Here is a 14,497-nt window from a genome sequence, read left to right as displayed (position 1 = left end):
AGTCGCTACCACCCTGGTTGCCACTAGAATCGTGGATTGAAGGTTTACAGGCGGGCCGCCGGATGGATAGCGCCGTGTTGCCGTTTGCCGGCCTGCTGCCGGAGACGAGCGAAACTGCCGTGTTGTTGCACGCCTCTACGTGCGCTGCCGACACGTTGTTGCGCAACAGTGCGGCGTTGCGCACCACCTTGTCGGTGTGTCTGCACGCGCAGCTTCCGATGCTGCTGGTCTGGGGCGAGGCGTCGCACTGCGTCTATAACGATGCCTGCATTGCGTTACTGGGTGAGCGGCATCCGGCGGCATTCGGACAACCGCTTGCAACACTGACGCTTGCAATACCGACCAACGCGCGCACCTCCAACGGCGTGCGTGTCGAAGCGACGCCTGCACTGAATCTGGCGGCATGGTCGTGCAGCCCGGTGTTGGATGCCGGCGAACGCGTGGGCTCGTTGTATGTTGCCGGCACACCAGCCGCCAATGTACGCGTTGCCGGCAGCGACCCCGAGCCGCTTGCCGTGTCCACGGCACTCGATCAATCGCCCGCCTTCATGGCAGTGCTGCGCGGACCCGACTACATCATCGAAAGCGTCAATCAACGCTTCCACGAACTGGTTGGCGAGCGGCTGCTGATTGGTCGTCCGTTGGTCGAAGCGATGCCGGAAATCGTCGATCAGGGCTATCTGGGTCTGCTCGATGAAGTGCGTCGCAGTGGCCAGCCCTTCATTGGGGAATCGATGACCGCCTACCTGCAGCGCACGCCCGGCAGTGCGCTGGATGAAACCTTCGTGGATTTTCTCTATCAGCCGATGCGCGATAGCGAAGGCTGCATCGATGCGATTCTGGTGCACGGATTCGACGTCACCCAACAACGCCGCGGCGAGAGTCGCGACAGTTTCCTGTTGATGCTCGAGGACGCGCTGCAGCATGTGTCCGATCCGCGCCAGATCATCGACACCAGCGTGCGTTTGCTCGGCGAACATCTGCAGGCCAATCGCTGTGCGTTTGGTCTGGCGGGTGCGGACGGCAAGACCATGCACGTGATCAGCGACCACGTGCAGGACATGCCGAGCCTGCAAGGCGATTTCCCATTGGAAGTGGCGCAAGGACTGCGCGATGCCTTGCTGGAAAATCGCCCGTGGTTCACCACCGATGCCACCGCGCCCGGTGCACCTGACTATGTGGCAGAGCAGTATCGCCGCTCCGGCCTGCGTGCATCGCTGGCCATTCCGTTGCACAAACACGGCCGTCTGGTCGCGGCGATCGGCGTGCATCAGCGTGCACCACGACGCTGGTTGTCGACCGAGATCGAACTGGTCCGCCTGGTCGCGGCACGCTGCTGGGAATCCATGCAACGGGCCAAGACCCAGCAGCAACTGGCTGCCAGCGAAGCACGTCTGCGTCGCCTGGCAGACACGCTGCCGCAGATCATTTTCATTGCTGCAGCGGATGGGCATCCGCACTACTTCAACCAACGTTGGTACGAGTACACCGGGCTGAATCCCGCAGACAGCGAAGCGGCTGCATGGCAGCAAGCGCATACCGCCGATGGCCTGCAACTGTCCGCGCAGGCGTGGACGCAGGCATTGCGTGGCGAGCGCGCTTACGAGGTCGAATGCGAACTGCGGCGGCACGACGGCCAGACGCGCTGGCATCTAGCGCGTGCGCTGCCGGTGCGCGGTGACGATGGCAGCATCAGCGAATGGATCGGTACCTATACCGACATCCACGACCGGCGCGCGTTCGAGCAGCAATTGCGCGAAAGTGAGACGCGCTTCCGCGCCTTGTGCGAGACCGTGCCGGCAATGATCTGGATGTCCGATGCGCAAGGCGACTGCGTGTACTGGAATCCGCGCTGGTACGACTTCACCGGGCAGGCCGAAGACCAGGCCATGGATCAGGGCTGGTGGGATGTGATGCATCCCGACGATGCCGCGCGCGTGCGCGACGCGTTCGAACAATCGCTGCAGCAGCGCGGTGAATTTCTGGCCGAATACCGCGTGCGTCGCCATGACGGGCAATACCGCTGGTGCATCGATAACGCCTCGCCGCACTTCGCCAGCGATGGACGTTTTCTGGGCCACATCGGTTCGCTCACCGACATCTCCGAACGCAAGCACATCGAAGATGCCACTGCCTCGGACCGCGCCATCCTGAGTCTGATCACCACCGGCGCGCCACTGCAGGTGGTGCTGGACGCCATCGCCTTGAGCGTGGAAGCGCGTGGCGAAATCCCCTTGTATTGCGCGGTGATGGTGCTGGATGAAGTACGAAAAACACTGAGCTTCGGCTCGGCGCCGCATTTTCCGATCGAGTACCGCGGGCATTTTGAAGCCTCGCCGATCGGACCGAACGGGCCGCCCTGCGCGCGCTCGGCCTATCTTGGCCGGCAAGTGGTCTGCGAGGACATCCAGGCAGACCCCAGCTTCAGCGACCATCACGCCGTCTCGTCGGCATTGGGCATCGTGGCTTGTTGCGTGACGCCGATCCTGGACAGCAATGGCCAGGTGCTGGGTACGCTCAACATCTATTACGACCGCACTCACCTGCCCTCGCTGCGCGAACAGGCGATGGCGCGCTCTGCATCGCATCTGGCCGGCATCGTCATCGAACGCACGCGCGTGGATGCCAAGCTCAAGCTGTCGCTGCAAGCGGAAACCAGCGCGCGCGGCCAGGCCGAACATGCCAGCCGGGTCAAGGACGAGTTTCTGGCCACGCTCAGCCACGAATTGCGCACGCCGCTCAACGCCATCCTGGGCTGGTCGCGGCTGATGCAGTCGGACATCTTCGAGCCGGCCAATCTGGGCAAGGGCATGGTCATCATCGAGCGCAGCGCGCGCGCGCAAACGCAGATCATCGACGACCTGCTGGACATGAGCGCGATCCTGTCCGGCAAGCTCCGCCTGCAGCCGGAGCATTTCGACATCGCCGGGCTGGCGCGCAGCACGGTGGAATTGATGCAGCCGGCCGCATTCGCACGCGAGATCAGCTTGGAGCTGGATGCGCCCACGCAGGGCGAATTGTGGTTCTTCGGCGATGCCGGGCGCCTGCAGCAGGTGCTCACCAACCTGCTCAGCAACGCGCTCAAGTTCACCGCCCCCGGCGGCACGGTACGGGTGGCGTTGGACATCGAAGACGAGCGACTGCGGCTATGCGTGCAGGACAGCGGCATGGGCATTGCGGCCGACTTCCTGCCGCACGTGTTCGACCGTTTTCGGCAGGCCGATGCAGGCACCACGCGTCGTGTCGGTGGGTTGGGCTTGGGCTTGTCGATTTCGCGCCAGCTGGTGGACCTGCATGGCGGCAGTCTGGGCGCGTCCAGCGAAGGCGAAGGCAAGGGATCGACCTTCACCATCGTGCTGCCATTCCAGCACGGCGTCAGCGATCTACGTCCGGCCTCGACAGAAACCAAGCAGGTCGGCCCGTTGCCGGCCGATTGCCATGGCCGGTTGGAGGGCGTGCGCTTGCTACTGGTCGACGACGACCAGGATTCGCGCGAGGCGGTGATGCAATTCCTGATGCACGCGGGCGCGCAGGTGCATGCGGCCGGCTCGGTGGACGCCGCCGAACAGTGCCTGGCACAAGGGCAATTCGACGTACTGGTCAGCGACATCGCGATGCCGGTACGCGATGGCTACGATCTCATTCGCACGGTGCGCTCCGGCTGCGCCGACCTGCCGCAGCATATTCCGGCGATCGCGCTGACCGCCTATGTGCGCGAAGAAGACCGCGACCGCGCCGTCATCGCCGGGTTCGATGCACATATGGGCAAGCCGGTGGAGCCGCCCGGCCTGGTCGATCTGATCGAACGTTTGATGTTGCCGAAGCGCGCGCTACTGGACGAGGTTTGATATCGCCGAGAGCTGGTGACTAAAAACGACCTTGTTTGCCATCGGGCGCGCACTTTAGACCGACATTGACGATGCTCAACCGCTTCGTGCGCTGCTCGGCTATTGCGTTGCGGAGATAGGTCAAAAGCTAGTAAATCAGAAGCCTAGTGAGTCGAGTGCGCGGTGCCCTCACCGCTCGCGGGACACGCCGCAAGTACGTCCATGTAGGCTCAGTAGCGGCATCCATGCCGCCACATAGTCCCGCAAGCGGTAAGGACACCGCACCAGAAAGTTAGTCGGTAGCTGGTTTAAAAATCGCGCCATGTCGCGGGTTGCGTTGGCTTGCTTGTGCAGTTCGCAGCACTAGCTGAAAGCTAGCGAGTTGAAACGTCATGCACTTGCTCGCAACCGGAAAAACCGACCATCCCAACTGGTCCTTGCCCGCCCACCGTTGCGGGACCTTATGCGGCATGGATGCCGCAGAAGAGCCTACATGGACGTACTTGCGGCGTGTCCCGCGATGGTGAGAGGGCAAGGGCCCTGCAGCCAAGCTTCAGATCCCCGCCTTACAACTGATCTATCCGCAGCACTACCCAACGTCCCCAAGACAGCAGCCTGACAACATCCCTCAAGTGCGCTTGGCGCGTGCAAACGCGGCTGCTAGCGCGTTGTCGGCCGGCGGTGCAGTGGTGCGCGGTTTGTTGTTGCCCTGCCCAGGGCCTCGCCCACCACCACCGTCGCGGCGGCCCTGCCCCGGGCCGCCATTGCCGCGTTGATCGCGTGATTGGGCTGCCGCATCGGCCGGCGGTGGCGTGTCGGACAGGCGGCAGGTCAGCGCGATGCGCTTGCGCGCCACGTCCACTTCCAACACCTTGACCTTGACGATGTCGCCGGCCTTGACCACATCGCGTGGATCCTTGACGAAGGTGTCCGACAACGCCGAGATATGCACCAGACCATCCTGGTGCACGCCGATATCGACGAAGGCGCCGAACGCGGCCACGTTGCTGACCACCCCTTCGAGCACCATGCCAGGCTTGAGATGCTTGATGTCCTCGATGCCTTCAGCAAACTGCGCCGCCTTGAACTCGGGGCGCGGATCGCGGCCGGGTTTTTCCAGCTCTTTGAGGATGTCGCGCACGGTCGGTACACCGAACTGCTCGTCGGTGAACAGCTCCGGCTTGAGCCCGCGCAGAAAGCTGCCGTCGCCCAGCAAGGCCTTGATCGGCTTGCCGGTGCTGCCGACGATGCGCTCCACCACCGGATAGGCTTCCGGATGCACCGCCGACACGTCCAGCGGCTCGTCGCCATCGGCGATGCGCAGGAAACCGGCGCACTGCTCGAAGGTCTTGTCGCCCAGGCGCGGCACTTTGAGCAAATCCTTGCGGCGCTTGAACGGGCCATTGTCGTCGCGATGGCGCACGATGTTTTCCGCCACCGTGCTCGACAGCCCCGACACCCGCGACAGCAACGCCGCCGAGGCGGTGTTGACGTATACGCCAACCGCGTTGACGCAGTCTTCCACGCGCGCTTCCAACGCCTTGGCCAGACGATATTGATCCACGTCGTGCTGATACTGGCCCACGCCGATCGCCTTGGGTTCGATCTTGACCAACTCGGCCAACGGATCCTGCAGACGCCGCGCGATCGACACCGCGCCGCGCAACGATACATCCAGATTCGGAAATTCCTTGGCCGCAAATTCGGACGCCGAATACACCGACGCACCGGCTTCGCTGACCACCACCTTCTGCAGCTTGGCCGCGCCGCACAGCGCGATTGCTTCACCGGCCAGCTTGTCGGTCTCGCGGCTGGCGGTGCCGTTGCCGATCGCGATCAGTTCCACGTTGTGCTGCAGGCACAGCTTCTTGATGATTTGCAGCGACTGATCCCACTGCCGCTTGGGCTCATGCGGATAAATCGTCTCGGTGGCCACCAGCTTGCCGGTGGCATCGACCACTGCGATCTTGCAACCAGTGCGGATGCCCGGGTCCAGCCCAAGCACCACGCGTGCGCCGGCCGGCGCGGCCAGCATCAGGTCCTTGAGGTTGTCGCCGAACACCGCGATCGCCTCGGCCTCGGCCTTCTCGCGCGCCTGGTTGAACAGGTCCAGCAGCAGATGCATGTGCAGCTTGGCGCGCCAGGTCAGCCGGCAGGCGTCCAGCAGCCAGCGGTCGGCCGGGCGGCCCTGGTTGGACACGCCGGCGCTGAGTGCCACCCGGCCTTCGGCGTACTGGTGGCCGGCCTCGGCGTCGCTGCCCGGGTCCAGGTCCAGATACAGAAATTCCTCGCGACGCGCGCGGAACAACGCCAGCAAGCGGTGCGAGGGAATCTTTGCCAATGATTCGACATGGTCGAAGTAATCGCGGTATTTGGCGCCGGCCTCTTCCTTGCCCTCGGCCACGCGCGCGCGAATCACGCCGTTGTCATTCAACCAGCTGCGCAGCTCGCCGACCAAGGCGGCATCTTCGCCCCAACGTTCCATCAGGATCGCGCGCGCGCCTTCCAGCGCCGCCTTGATGTCGGCAACGCCCTTCTCTGCATCGATGAACGGCGCGGCGGCCACTTCCGGCGCCTGGCTCGGATCGGCCAGCAACCCATCGGCCAGCGGCTCCAGGCCGGCTTCGCGCGCAATCTGTGCGCGGGTACGGCGCTTGGGCTTATAGGGCAGATACAGATCTTCCAGCCGCGACTTGGTGTCGGCCGCGCCGATCTCGTTACGCAATTCGTCGCTGAGCTTGCCCTGCTCGCCGATGCTGGACAGGATCGCTGCGCGGCGCTCTTCCAGCTCGCGCAGATAGGTCAGGCGCGTTTCCAGATTACGTAGTTGGGTGTCGTCCAGACCGCCGGTGACTTCCTTGCGGTAGCGGGCGATGAACGGAACACTGGCGCCCTCGTCGAGAAGGGCGATGGCGGCGCGCGCCTGGGCGGGTTGGGCACCGATCTCATCGGCGATGGTGCGAGCGATCTGCTGGGCAAGCTGACTGTCGATCATGACGGCGCGGTAAGAACCGCTTCACTGAAAAAAGCATTTTCGCAGTGCTGGCCCGCCGCGGGAACCCGTTGACAGGGCACCCGTAAACCTATGCCGACGCGCTCAGCTGACGCGGCGCGCGTAATGGGTGGCTGCGCGCTCGACCAGAATGCTTTCGTGCAGCGATTCGAGCGCCATCACACGGATCTTGCCGACGTCTTTCAGCGGTACCATGCGCTCCACATAGACCTCCGGGCCGGCATCGGTCATCGCACGTGACTTGCTGAACCCATAAGGCACAACGCCTTTGTCGCCATCTTTGCTGCCACCGACGTACAAAACGATCGACATACCCACACCCTCGTTAACAACTGTGACTACGTTAGTGGCGCGAGCATAACGACCGTGCCGTGAGGAGCTTTCCACGCACGTTAACGCCGGCTGTTTGCGGTTTGGTGACGGCCCCGCGTCTGCTCGATCTGCACGACCGCTTCACCCCGCTTGGCCGTCAAATTGCAGACCGCCCGCTCTCTGACGACACCGCATGGACCTCAAAAGTGGCTACCCGTTCTGGTCGATCCGCAACGGATTGATGCGCGCCTATCCGCGCCTGGAACAAGACGCCCACTGCGAGGTCGCCATCGTCGGTGGCGGCGTCACCGCAGCCCTGATCGCGCACGAACTGCTCAAGCACGGGCACGACGTGGTGGTGGTCGAACAACGCGAGATCGGCTGGGGCAGTACCTCGGCCAGCACCGCCTTGCTGCAATACGAAATCGATACACCGATGATCGAGTTGGCCAGGCAACACGGTATGCCGACGGCCGCGCTCGCTTACGGCGCGTGTGCGCAGGCCATCCTCGACCTGCAGGGCCTGTGCAATACGCTCGGCGGCTGCGATTTCACCCGCCAGGACAGCCTGTATTACGCGAGCCGGGCACGCGATCTGAAAGATTTACGCAGCGAGCTGGAGGCACGCCAGGCGCATGCCTTGCCGGTGGAGTGGATCGAGCGCGCACCGCTATGGCAAAACTACGGTGTACGCTCCCAGGGCGCGATCCTCAGCCGCCTGGCCGCCAGCGTCGACCCGTACCGGCTGTGCTATCGCCTTTTCGCCGAGTGCGAGCAGTACGGTGCGCGCATCTACGACCGCAGCACGATCGCCACTCTGGAACCTCACGACCAGCACGTGGTATTGCGCACCCAGGACGGTGTCAACCTGCGCGCGCGCCACGTGATCATGGCTGCCGGTTATGGCAATCAGCAGTGGCTATCGCAACGCGTGGCGCGCAATCGCAGCAGCTACGCATTCGTGACCGACCCCTTGCACGACAGCGAGATGGGTGCGCTCAAGCACACCATGATGTGGGAAACCGCGCGTCCGTATCTGTACTTGCGCAGCACGCCGGATGGGCGCGTGGTGGCCGGTGGCGAAGACGACAACGTTGATCTCCCGGCACGTCGCGATGCGCGCGTCATGCGCAAGCTGAAGACCCTGCTGAAGAAGATCCAGCAGACGATGCCGGATGTGAGCTTGCGCCCGGTGTTTGCCTGGGGCGGCACCTTCGCCGAAACCGCAGACGGATTGCCGTTCTTCGGCACTCACCCTCAATACGGGCCGCGCGTGTCGTTCGCTATGGCTTACGGCGGCAACGGCATCACCTATAGCGCGATCGGCGCCGGGTTACTGCGCGCGCAACTGGAAGGCAGACCTCATCCCTTGTCCGAGTTGTTCGGGTTCTCGCGACTGGGCTGAACCCACCACGGCCACCACCCATGGCCGTGCATCGCATAGTGATCGGCAGCCCGCTCCAGCGGGTTGCGCACATGGATGCCGCCGCACAGGACATAGACCGGCAAGAACAGCGGCCCGAGCAGCATGTATTGATAGACGTGTGCACGTTCGTGATCGCCCAGACGCACCGGCGGATGCTGGCAGCGGCCAGCGGCATGCGCATAGGTGCTGCACTGCAGATCGAGCGAGGCACCTTTCAACAGGATCACGTTGCCCAGCGTCATCGCCCCGCCCGGCCCCCACGGCCAGGCGTGGAAGACCAGTGCCAGCTCCTGGCTGGACCAGCGCGGGCGTGCGCCGAAACAGCTGCCCACCGCACCGATCACGATGCCAAGCACGGTGTTGGGCAGCGTCCACAACGCGCCCAACACCTGCGCTGCGGGCCACCCTCGCGGGGCGGGCGTCAATCGGCCTGATTGGGGATCAGCAGCCACAGGATCAGATAGACCAGGATGCCCGGGAATGCGGCAGAAGCGATCGACACGATCACGAACAACACGCGCAGCAACGTGGAACTCCAGCCGAGCCGGCGCGCGATGCCGCCGACAACGCCAGCGATCATGCGATCGTTGAGAGAACGGGACAGCGTGGTGCTGGTGGACATGGCAAGACTCCTGCAAACGTTGCGTGTAGTCTAAAAAGACCGGCGACAGCGTGTGGTGATGGCGACGGTGGCGTGCTTGATGGCAGACGCCTGGATCACGCCGTCGCGCCGCATCAGGCGTTGCCGCCACGCTCCTGCAGCCAGCGATGGATCGCCACCGGCACTTCGCGCTGCGCACGTCCGGAGACGTAGATACCGATATGCCCGCCGCGAAAACTCAGCTCGCTGTAATCGTCGCTGCCGACCAGGCCACGCAGCGCGCGCGAGGCATCGGGTGGCACCAGGTGATCGTGTTCGGCGTAGATGTTCAGCACCGGCATGTCGACGGCCTGCAGATCGACCGCCTGCCCGCCAATGGTCACCTGCCCCGTCACCAGCCCATTGCGCTGATAGAACAGCTTGACGAACTCGCGGAAGGCTTCGCCGGCCAGGTCGGGCGAATCGAAGATCCACTTTTCCATGCGCAGGAAATCTTCCAGCGCCTGCTTGTCGTCAAGGATGTCGAGCAAGCCGACGTACTTCTGCAGATTCAGCCGGAACGGCTTGAGCATCAGGTAACTGGCATTCATCAAATCCGCCGGCACGTTGCCCATCGTATCGACGAACAGATCCACATCGACCATGCGCGCCCAGTTGGAGAGCATGTTGTCGGGGGTGTGGAAATCCACCGGCGTCACCATGGTGACCAGGTTGCGCACCTTGTGCCGTTGCAATGCCGCGTAGCACAGCGAAAAGGTGCCGCCCTGGCAGATGCCGAGCACATCGACCGCGTCCAGACCTGATTGCGCACGCAGATGATCCACCGCGCCATCGATATAGCGCAGCAGATAATCCTCGAGCGTGAGGTAACGCTCGGAGCGGTCCGGGTAGCCCCAGTCCAGCACATAGACGTCCTGGCCATGACTCAACAGGCCCTTGACCAGCGAGCGGTCGGCCTGCAGGTCGACCATATATGGGCGATTGACCAGCGCGTAGACGATCAGCAGCGGCGTCTTGGCCACCGGCGCCTGTTCGCCGACAAAGCGGTACAGCACCACCTTGCCGTCGCGCCAGATTTCTTCGCGCTCGGTGACGCCGTAATCCACGTCTTCCACCCCGGGCAGCAGCTTGAGCCCCTCGCGCAGCTTGCGCTGCATCGACAGGGTTTCCTGCATCAGGTCTTCGGCGCTGAATCCCAACGGGCCTTTCATGCCTGCGCTCCACGTGGCTTGCGTGCGGCCGCCTTGCTGGCGGGCTTGCCAGTAACTGGCCTGGAGACCGGTTTCGAAGCGGTCGCTTGTTTGGCCGGAGACTTTTTAGCTGCAGTCTTTTTCGCTGCGGTCTTTTTGACGGCGCTCGCTGCATGCGCTGCTTCGGACACTGCGCTCGCCCTGGACGACGACGCACGCTTGGCCGTGGCCGATGCCACCGGATCTGCTGCCGGCGCTGCCGCAGGTTTGCTCGCCGGGCTCGCTGCAGTGCGCAGCATCCGCCGCACCGCTCGCTCCAGCTCGGCAATGCGGCGATGCGCAGCATCCATCTCCGACCGGGTCGGCATGCCGAAGCGCTCGCTCAGTTGCTCCACTTCTTCTTGCAACGCGGCGCGCAGGCGCATATGCGCGTTGGCAAAGCCGCCGTACACCTCGCGGAACCGGTCGGACAACGCAATGTCGGCGTAAGACTCTTCAGCCGCTTCGATCCACAGATCGAACAAGGCGCGCGCACTGGTCAGCTGGCTGCCACTGCTTTCATGCTCGCCCAGCTTGGAGGTAAACCGCCCGAACGCCTGCTCGATGGCCGACTTGAGTTGTTCGCCATAGGCCTGCGATTGCGCCTGATAGTCCTGCTGCGCGCGTGCCAGCGTCTGCAGGCGTGCTTGATGATTGCGGTTCAAGCCGAATGCCGGCATCTGCAGCCAGGGCGCGTTTTCCTGCTGCCACTTTTCCAGACTTTGCGCTGCCTGCTGCAGCCACGGATCGAACCCGCCCGGGCTGCCGCCGCGCAACGAGCCCAGCGTCCACTGCATCAGTTGCTCGCCCTGCCCTTGCACGGCCTGTCGCCAGGCATCGGAGACTTCGTTGGCCGAGGTATCGCGCCCGGCAAACTGCGCGGCCACCTGTTGCATGGTGCCGAACCAGTCGCCGGCCTGATTGCGGAAACGGTCGATCGCCTCCTGCGCCTGCGGCGCGGCCTGGGTGGGCAACAACTGTGACCACCAGTCCATCGCCTTGCGCCAGTCCTGCGGTGCGTCCGTGCCCGACCCCATGCCTGGAACCGCACCCGGCGGCGCAGCGGAGCCGGACTGGCCGTGGCGCATGGCATCTCCCCAGGCGTTCCAGTACTGGCGCGCCTTGTCTTCGTTGCCATTGTCCGAACCGCTGCTTGCCATCATCCCTTCCTGTGCCTGTTCACCGAGCCATCCTACCGCGTGTGTCCCGGCGTGCCGGTCAGGGTTTGGGAATACGCAGCGTCTTGCTGATCATGAGCGAGCCGGAGACCGCAAACAGCAGCACCAACGGATGCAGCTGCCACGGCCCGAGCTGCCACTGGCCCCACCACAGGCTTTGACCGATATGACCGCTACTGGCAGCGATGGCGAGCAGGATCACCAGCAGCAGACTGCTGGGAATCGGCGTGCCTTCGAAATACGGCACCTTGTCGGCCTCGCCTGCGATCTCTTCGGCGGTCACGTTGTAACGCGCCAACCGGCTCACGCCGCAGCACACGAAATAGCTCAGCACCAGCCAGTCCCAGCCGCCGCGCATGCCGCAGGCATAGCCCAGCGCCGCCGGCGCCACGCCGAACGAGATCACATCGGCCAGCGAATCCAGCTCGCGCCCCAGCGTTGAAGAGGCCTTGCGCCAGCGCGCCACGTGCCCGTCCAGCGCATCGAAGACGAACGCCAGCGGGATCAGCGCCATGCCCAGCAGCAGGTCGCCGCGATGGCCTTCCTGCAGAAAGCGCATCGAGGCAAACACCGCACCGGTGCCGCAGAAGGCGTTGGCCAGGGTGAACCAGTCCGCGAGTTGGAAATCGCGCAGCATCGAGAAATGGCGTTTCATGCGCAGCCTGAGGTGATCGAGGCGCAAAGGGTAACGCGCGCGCGCTACGCAGGCGACCGTTTCGCGGGACTCGGCTAGTCTGACGGCCAGCGTTGCCGCCCTGGCCGCGCACGATTCCCGAGAAGGACACCCGATGCGCAGCATCCTGATCACCGGCGCAGGCAGCGGCATTGGCGCCGGCATCGCCACCGAGCTGGCCGCCGCTGGTCACCATCTGATCGTCAGCGATATGGACCTGGCGGCCGCCGAGCGCACTGCGCAGGCCTTGCGCGACGCCGGCGGTTCGGCCGAAGCGCTGGCGCTGGATGTGACCGATGACGACAGCGTCGTGCGTGCGCTGGCCAGCGCGTCGCGCGCGCCGCAGGTGCTGATCAACAATGCCGGGCTGCAGCAGGTGTCTGCGCTGGAAGACTTCCCGATGCAGCGTTGGTCCTTGCTGGTGGAGGTGATGCTGACCGGCGCCGCACGGCTCAGCCGCGCTGTCCTGCCCGGCATGCGTGAAGCCGGCTACGGGCGCATCGTCAACATCGGCAGTATCCATTCGCTGGTGGCCAGCCCGTACAAGAGTGCCTATGTCGCGGCCAAGCACGGCCTGGTCGGCCTGGCCAAGGTCATCGCGCTGGAAACCGCCGACTGCGACATCACCGTCAACACGCTGTGCCCGAGCTATGTGCGCACGCCGTTGGTGGAGCGCCAGATCGCCGACCAGGCACGCACGCGCGGCATTGCCGAAGACGCGGTGATCCGCGATGTGATGCTCAAGCCGATGCCAAAAGGCGCCTTCATCGCGTACGACGAACTCGCCGGCACGGTCGCGTTCCTGATGTCGCATGCCGCACGCAACATCACCGGGCAGTCGATCGCCATCGATGGCGGCTGGACTGCGCAGTAATCGTGGCTGGTGAAAATTTCACCAGCCGACTTGACCGCCTTGCGCCGCAAGGCGCGTGCAGAGTTGTCCACAGACTTGCGCAGGTTTCATCCACAGCGGATGTGGAAAAGTGCGCAGCGCGGCAGGCGAATTCAACGCAGCTTCGACACGCGATGAAGATCCACGCTTGCGCTCGCTAACGCCACCAAGCGCTCAGATGCGCGAATACGTCCACGATTGCATGCGCCCGTCGCGATACGGCATCACGCCATGGAACGGACGCGGGTCGCCGTCGAACACCAGCGGCAGGAAATTGCGGTCGCCTTCCCACATCGGCAACTGATCCATGCGCTCGAGCGCCACCCATTCCAGCGTGCCTTCCGGGTTGGAGGCCTGCGGCGTGCCCTGGAAGCTGTGAATCAAAAAGACGAAGCCCAGCCAGTCCTCGCCGTGCTTGCCGAAACCCGGCCAGCTGATGGTGCCGCGCAGTTGCATGTCGCCGCATTCCACGCCGGCTTCTTCACGGATCTCGCGGCGCATGCCGGCCAGCACGTCTTCGTGCGGCTCCACCTTGCCGCCGAGCCCGTTGTACTTGCCCAGGTGCTGATCGCCGGGGCGGGCATTGCGGTGGATCATCAGGACCTGGCTGCCGTCCGGCGACAACAGGTAGCCAAGTGTGGCGACGATAGGGGTATAGGGCATGGCACGCGATCTGACACGAAGCACATCAGTATGACCGATGCGCCATCAACAGCGGACGCGTCGTCAACGACGAGTGGGCACGGCAGCGACGCGCCCGCTCAGCCGATCTGCGAATTGGCGCGCGGCGGTGCAACGTAATCGTGATCCCGGCGCAGCGTGGCGACACCGTGACCGCGCTCGGCCAGATAGTCCAACCATTTGCCCAGGAACGTATTCATGCGCATGCGATGGCTGATCAGCTCGGCCGGCGGCGGGAACATACCCATCACGTCCTGCCAGCGGCGGCCGACATAGCAATGCGTGGTCTCGGCCTGACGCGCGTCGCGGTACAGCCGCACATAAGCAGAGGGATCGGGTTCCCCGGTCACCGGGTCGCACAGGTCGTAGGTCAGCCGCAGCTCCACCGTGTAGCGGTGGCACTCGATCACGTCCAGACGCAGGTTCAGCCCATCGCCGATTGAAGACACATAGGAGCCGGGAGCGAGGTCGGCCGGTGCGAACAGCCGGGTCAGGTGCTGGAAGTTTTCTGCGTACAAACCCATCAGCCAGCCAAATCGGCTCAACTTGGGGATGCGTTCGAGTTTGCTCAGTGCTTGCGCCATAAACCGATCCTACACGCTGCGCTGCCGCACGGGCAGCATTGACGACTGCCCATCGGCAGGCCTACTTTATTCGAGTACTGT

General features: G+C 64.1%; 11 protein-coding genes and 2 pseudogenes. 4 read left to right on the top strand and 9 right to left on the bottom strand.

The genetic code is table 11. From position 1 onward, the window contains the following. Positions 1-62: 62 nt before the first annotated feature. Together ABS769_RS22695 and ABS769_RS01690 are read left to right on the top strand one after the other, a co-directional pair. A pseudogene (locus ABS769_RS22695) lies at positions 63-863 on the top strand (PAS domain-containing protein); the annotation flags it as partial. Next, positions 858-3,848 (top strand): annotated as a pseudogene (locus ABS769_RS01690) (PAS domain S-box protein); the annotation flags it as partial. The pseudogenes ABS769_RS22695 and ABS769_RS01690, both read left to right, overlap by 6 nt. Before the next feature lie 607 nt (positions 3,849-4,455). Here the strand turns inward: ABS769_RS01690 and ABS769_RS01685 are convergent. Beyond that, entirely contained in the window at positions 4,456-6,822 is a 2,367-nt protein-coding gene (locus ABS769_RS01685; protein WP_317062001.1) for a Tex family protein, read from the bottom strand. Between the two features lie 102 nt (positions 6,823-6,924). Then, complete coding sequence (locus ABS769_RS01680; RefSeq protein ID WP_006450935.1) at positions 6,925-7,152, bottom strand: hypothetical protein; 228 nt, start codon at positions 7,150-7,152, stop codon at positions 6,925-6,927. Positions 7,153-7,345: 193 nt separating this feature from the next. Here ABS769_RS01680 and ABS769_RS01675 point away from each other — a divergent pair, with 193 nt between their 5' ends. Then, positions 7,346-8,557 carry an NAD(P)/FAD-dependent oxidoreductase gene (locus ABS769_RS01675; RefSeq protein WP_317062002.1) on the top strand — a complete coding sequence of 404 codons (1,212 nt, stop codon included), beginning with the start codon at positions 7,346-7,348 and terminating at the stop codon, positions 8,555-8,557. On the opposite strand, the gene ABS769_RS01670 is transcribed toward ABS769_RS01675, so the two are convergent. From ABS769_RS01670 to ABS769_RS01650, 5 genes are all read right to left on the bottom strand, one after another. Further along, the gene (locus ABS769_RS01670; protein WP_317062003.1) at positions 8,515-9,003 is read right to left on the bottom strand and encodes a hypothetical protein; all 489 of its coding nucleotides are present in this window, start codon (positions 9,001-9,003) and stop codon (positions 8,515-8,517) included. The two genes, ABS769_RS01675 and ABS769_RS01670, sit on opposite strands and share 43 nt — an antisense overlap. Then, positions 9,000-9,200: a PspC domain-containing protein gene (locus ABS769_RS01665; RefSeq protein ID WP_006450932.1), complete on the bottom strand. Its 201-nt coding sequence runs from the start codon at positions 9,198-9,200 to the stop codon at positions 9,000-9,002. Before ABS769_RS01665 ends, ABS769_RS01670 begins: the two co-directional genes overlap by 4 nt. A gap of 113 nt (positions 9,201-9,313) precedes the next feature. Next, the gene (locus tag ABS769_RS01660) at positions 9,314-10,390 is read right to left on the bottom strand and encodes a class III poly(R)-hydroxyalkanoic acid synthase subunit PhaC (protein ID WP_317062005.1); all 1,077 of its coding nucleotides are present in this window, start codon (positions 10,388-10,390) and stop codon (positions 9,314-9,316) included. Continuing rightward, a complete protein-coding gene (gene phaE / locus ABS769_RS01655; protein WP_317062006.1) occupies positions 10,387-11,571 on the bottom strand; it encodes a class III poly(R)-hydroxyalkanoic acid synthase subunit PhaE in 1,185 nt (394 codons plus the stop codon). Before phaE ends, ABS769_RS01660 begins: the two co-directional genes overlap by 4 nt. A gap of 55 nt (positions 11,572-11,626) precedes the next feature. Then, a complete protein-coding gene (locus tag ABS769_RS01650) occupies positions 11,627-12,241 on the bottom strand; it encodes a CDP-alcohol phosphatidyltransferase family protein (RefSeq protein WP_043909139.1) in 615 nt (204 codons plus the stop codon). 133 nt (positions 12,242-12,374) lie between these two features. Here ABS769_RS01650 and ABS769_RS01645 point away from each other — a divergent pair, with 133 nt between their 5' ends. After that, positions 12,375-13,133, top strand: coding sequence for a 3-hydroxybutyrate dehydrogenase (locus tag ABS769_RS01645; protein ID WP_317062007.1), 759 nt, complete (start codon positions 12,375-12,377; stop codon positions 13,131-13,133). Between the two features lie 192 nt (positions 13,134-13,325). Here the strand turns inward: ABS769_RS01645 and ABS769_RS01640 are convergent, their stop codons facing one another. After that, the gene (locus ABS769_RS01640; protein ID WP_317062008.1) at positions 13,326-13,814 is read right to left on the bottom strand and encodes an NUDIX hydrolase; all 489 of its coding nucleotides are present in this window, start codon (positions 13,812-13,814) and stop codon (positions 13,326-13,328) included. A 98-nt stretch (positions 13,815-13,912) separates the two neighbouring features. Further along, positions 13,913-14,416 carry a DUF1249 domain-containing protein gene (locus tag ABS769_RS01635; RefSeq protein ID WP_104551538.1) on the bottom strand — a complete coding sequence of 168 codons (504 nt, stop codon included), beginning with the start codon at positions 14,414-14,416 and terminating at the stop codon, positions 13,913-13,915. Between the last annotated feature and the right edge of the window lie 81 nt (positions 14,417-14,497).

The organism is Xanthomonas hortorum, assembly GCF_040279205.1.
GTDB lineage: Bacteria > Pseudomonadota > Gammaproteobacteria > Xanthomonadales > Xanthomonadaceae > Xanthomonas > Xanthomonas hortorum_F.
The sequence above is the reverse complement of the archived record's forward strand: the minus strand, read 5'-3'. Positions and strand labels throughout refer to the sequence as shown.

Bases quoted from the DNA above. Each gene is read 5' to 3' on its own strand.
- ABS769_RS01675 (WP_317062002.1), top strand. From the start codon at position 7,346: ATGGACCTCAAAAGTGGCTACCCGTTCTGGTCGATCCGCAACGGATTG.
- phaE (WP_317062006.1), bottom strand. From the start codon at position 11,571: ATGATGGCAAGCAGCGGTTCGGACAATGGCAACGAAGACAAGGCGCGC.
- ABS769_RS01680 (WP_006450935.1), bottom strand. From the start codon at position 7,152: ATGTCGATCGTTTTGTACGTCGGTGGCAGCAAAGATGGCGACAAAGGC.
- ABS769_RS01685 (WP_317062001.1), bottom strand. From the start codon at position 6,822: ATGATCGACAGTCAGCTTGCCCAGCAGATCGCTCGCACCATCGCCGAT.
- ABS769_RS01635 (WP_104551538.1), bottom strand. From the start codon at position 14,416: ATGGCGCAAGCACTGAGCAAACTCGAACGCATCCCCAAGTTGAGCCGA.
- ABS769_RS01660 (WP_317062005.1), bottom strand. From the start codon at position 10,390: ATGAAAGGCCCGTTGGGATTCAGCGCCGAAGACCTGATGCAGGAAACC.
- ABS769_RS01645 (WP_317062007.1), top strand. From the start codon at position 12,375: ATGCGCAGCATCCTGATCACCGGCGCAGGCAGCGGCATTGGCGCCGGC.
- ABS769_RS01650 (WP_043909139.1), bottom strand. From the start codon at position 12,241: ATGAAACGCCATTTCTCGATGCTGCGCGATTTCCAACTCGCGGACTGG.
- ABS769_RS01665 (WP_006450932.1), bottom strand. From the start codon at position 9,200: ATGTCCACCAGCACCACGCTGTCCCGTTCTCTCAACGATCGCATGATC.
- ABS769_RS01640 (WP_317062008.1), bottom strand. From the start codon at position 13,814: ATGCCCTATACCCCTATCGTCGCCACACTTGGCTACCTGTTGTCGCCG.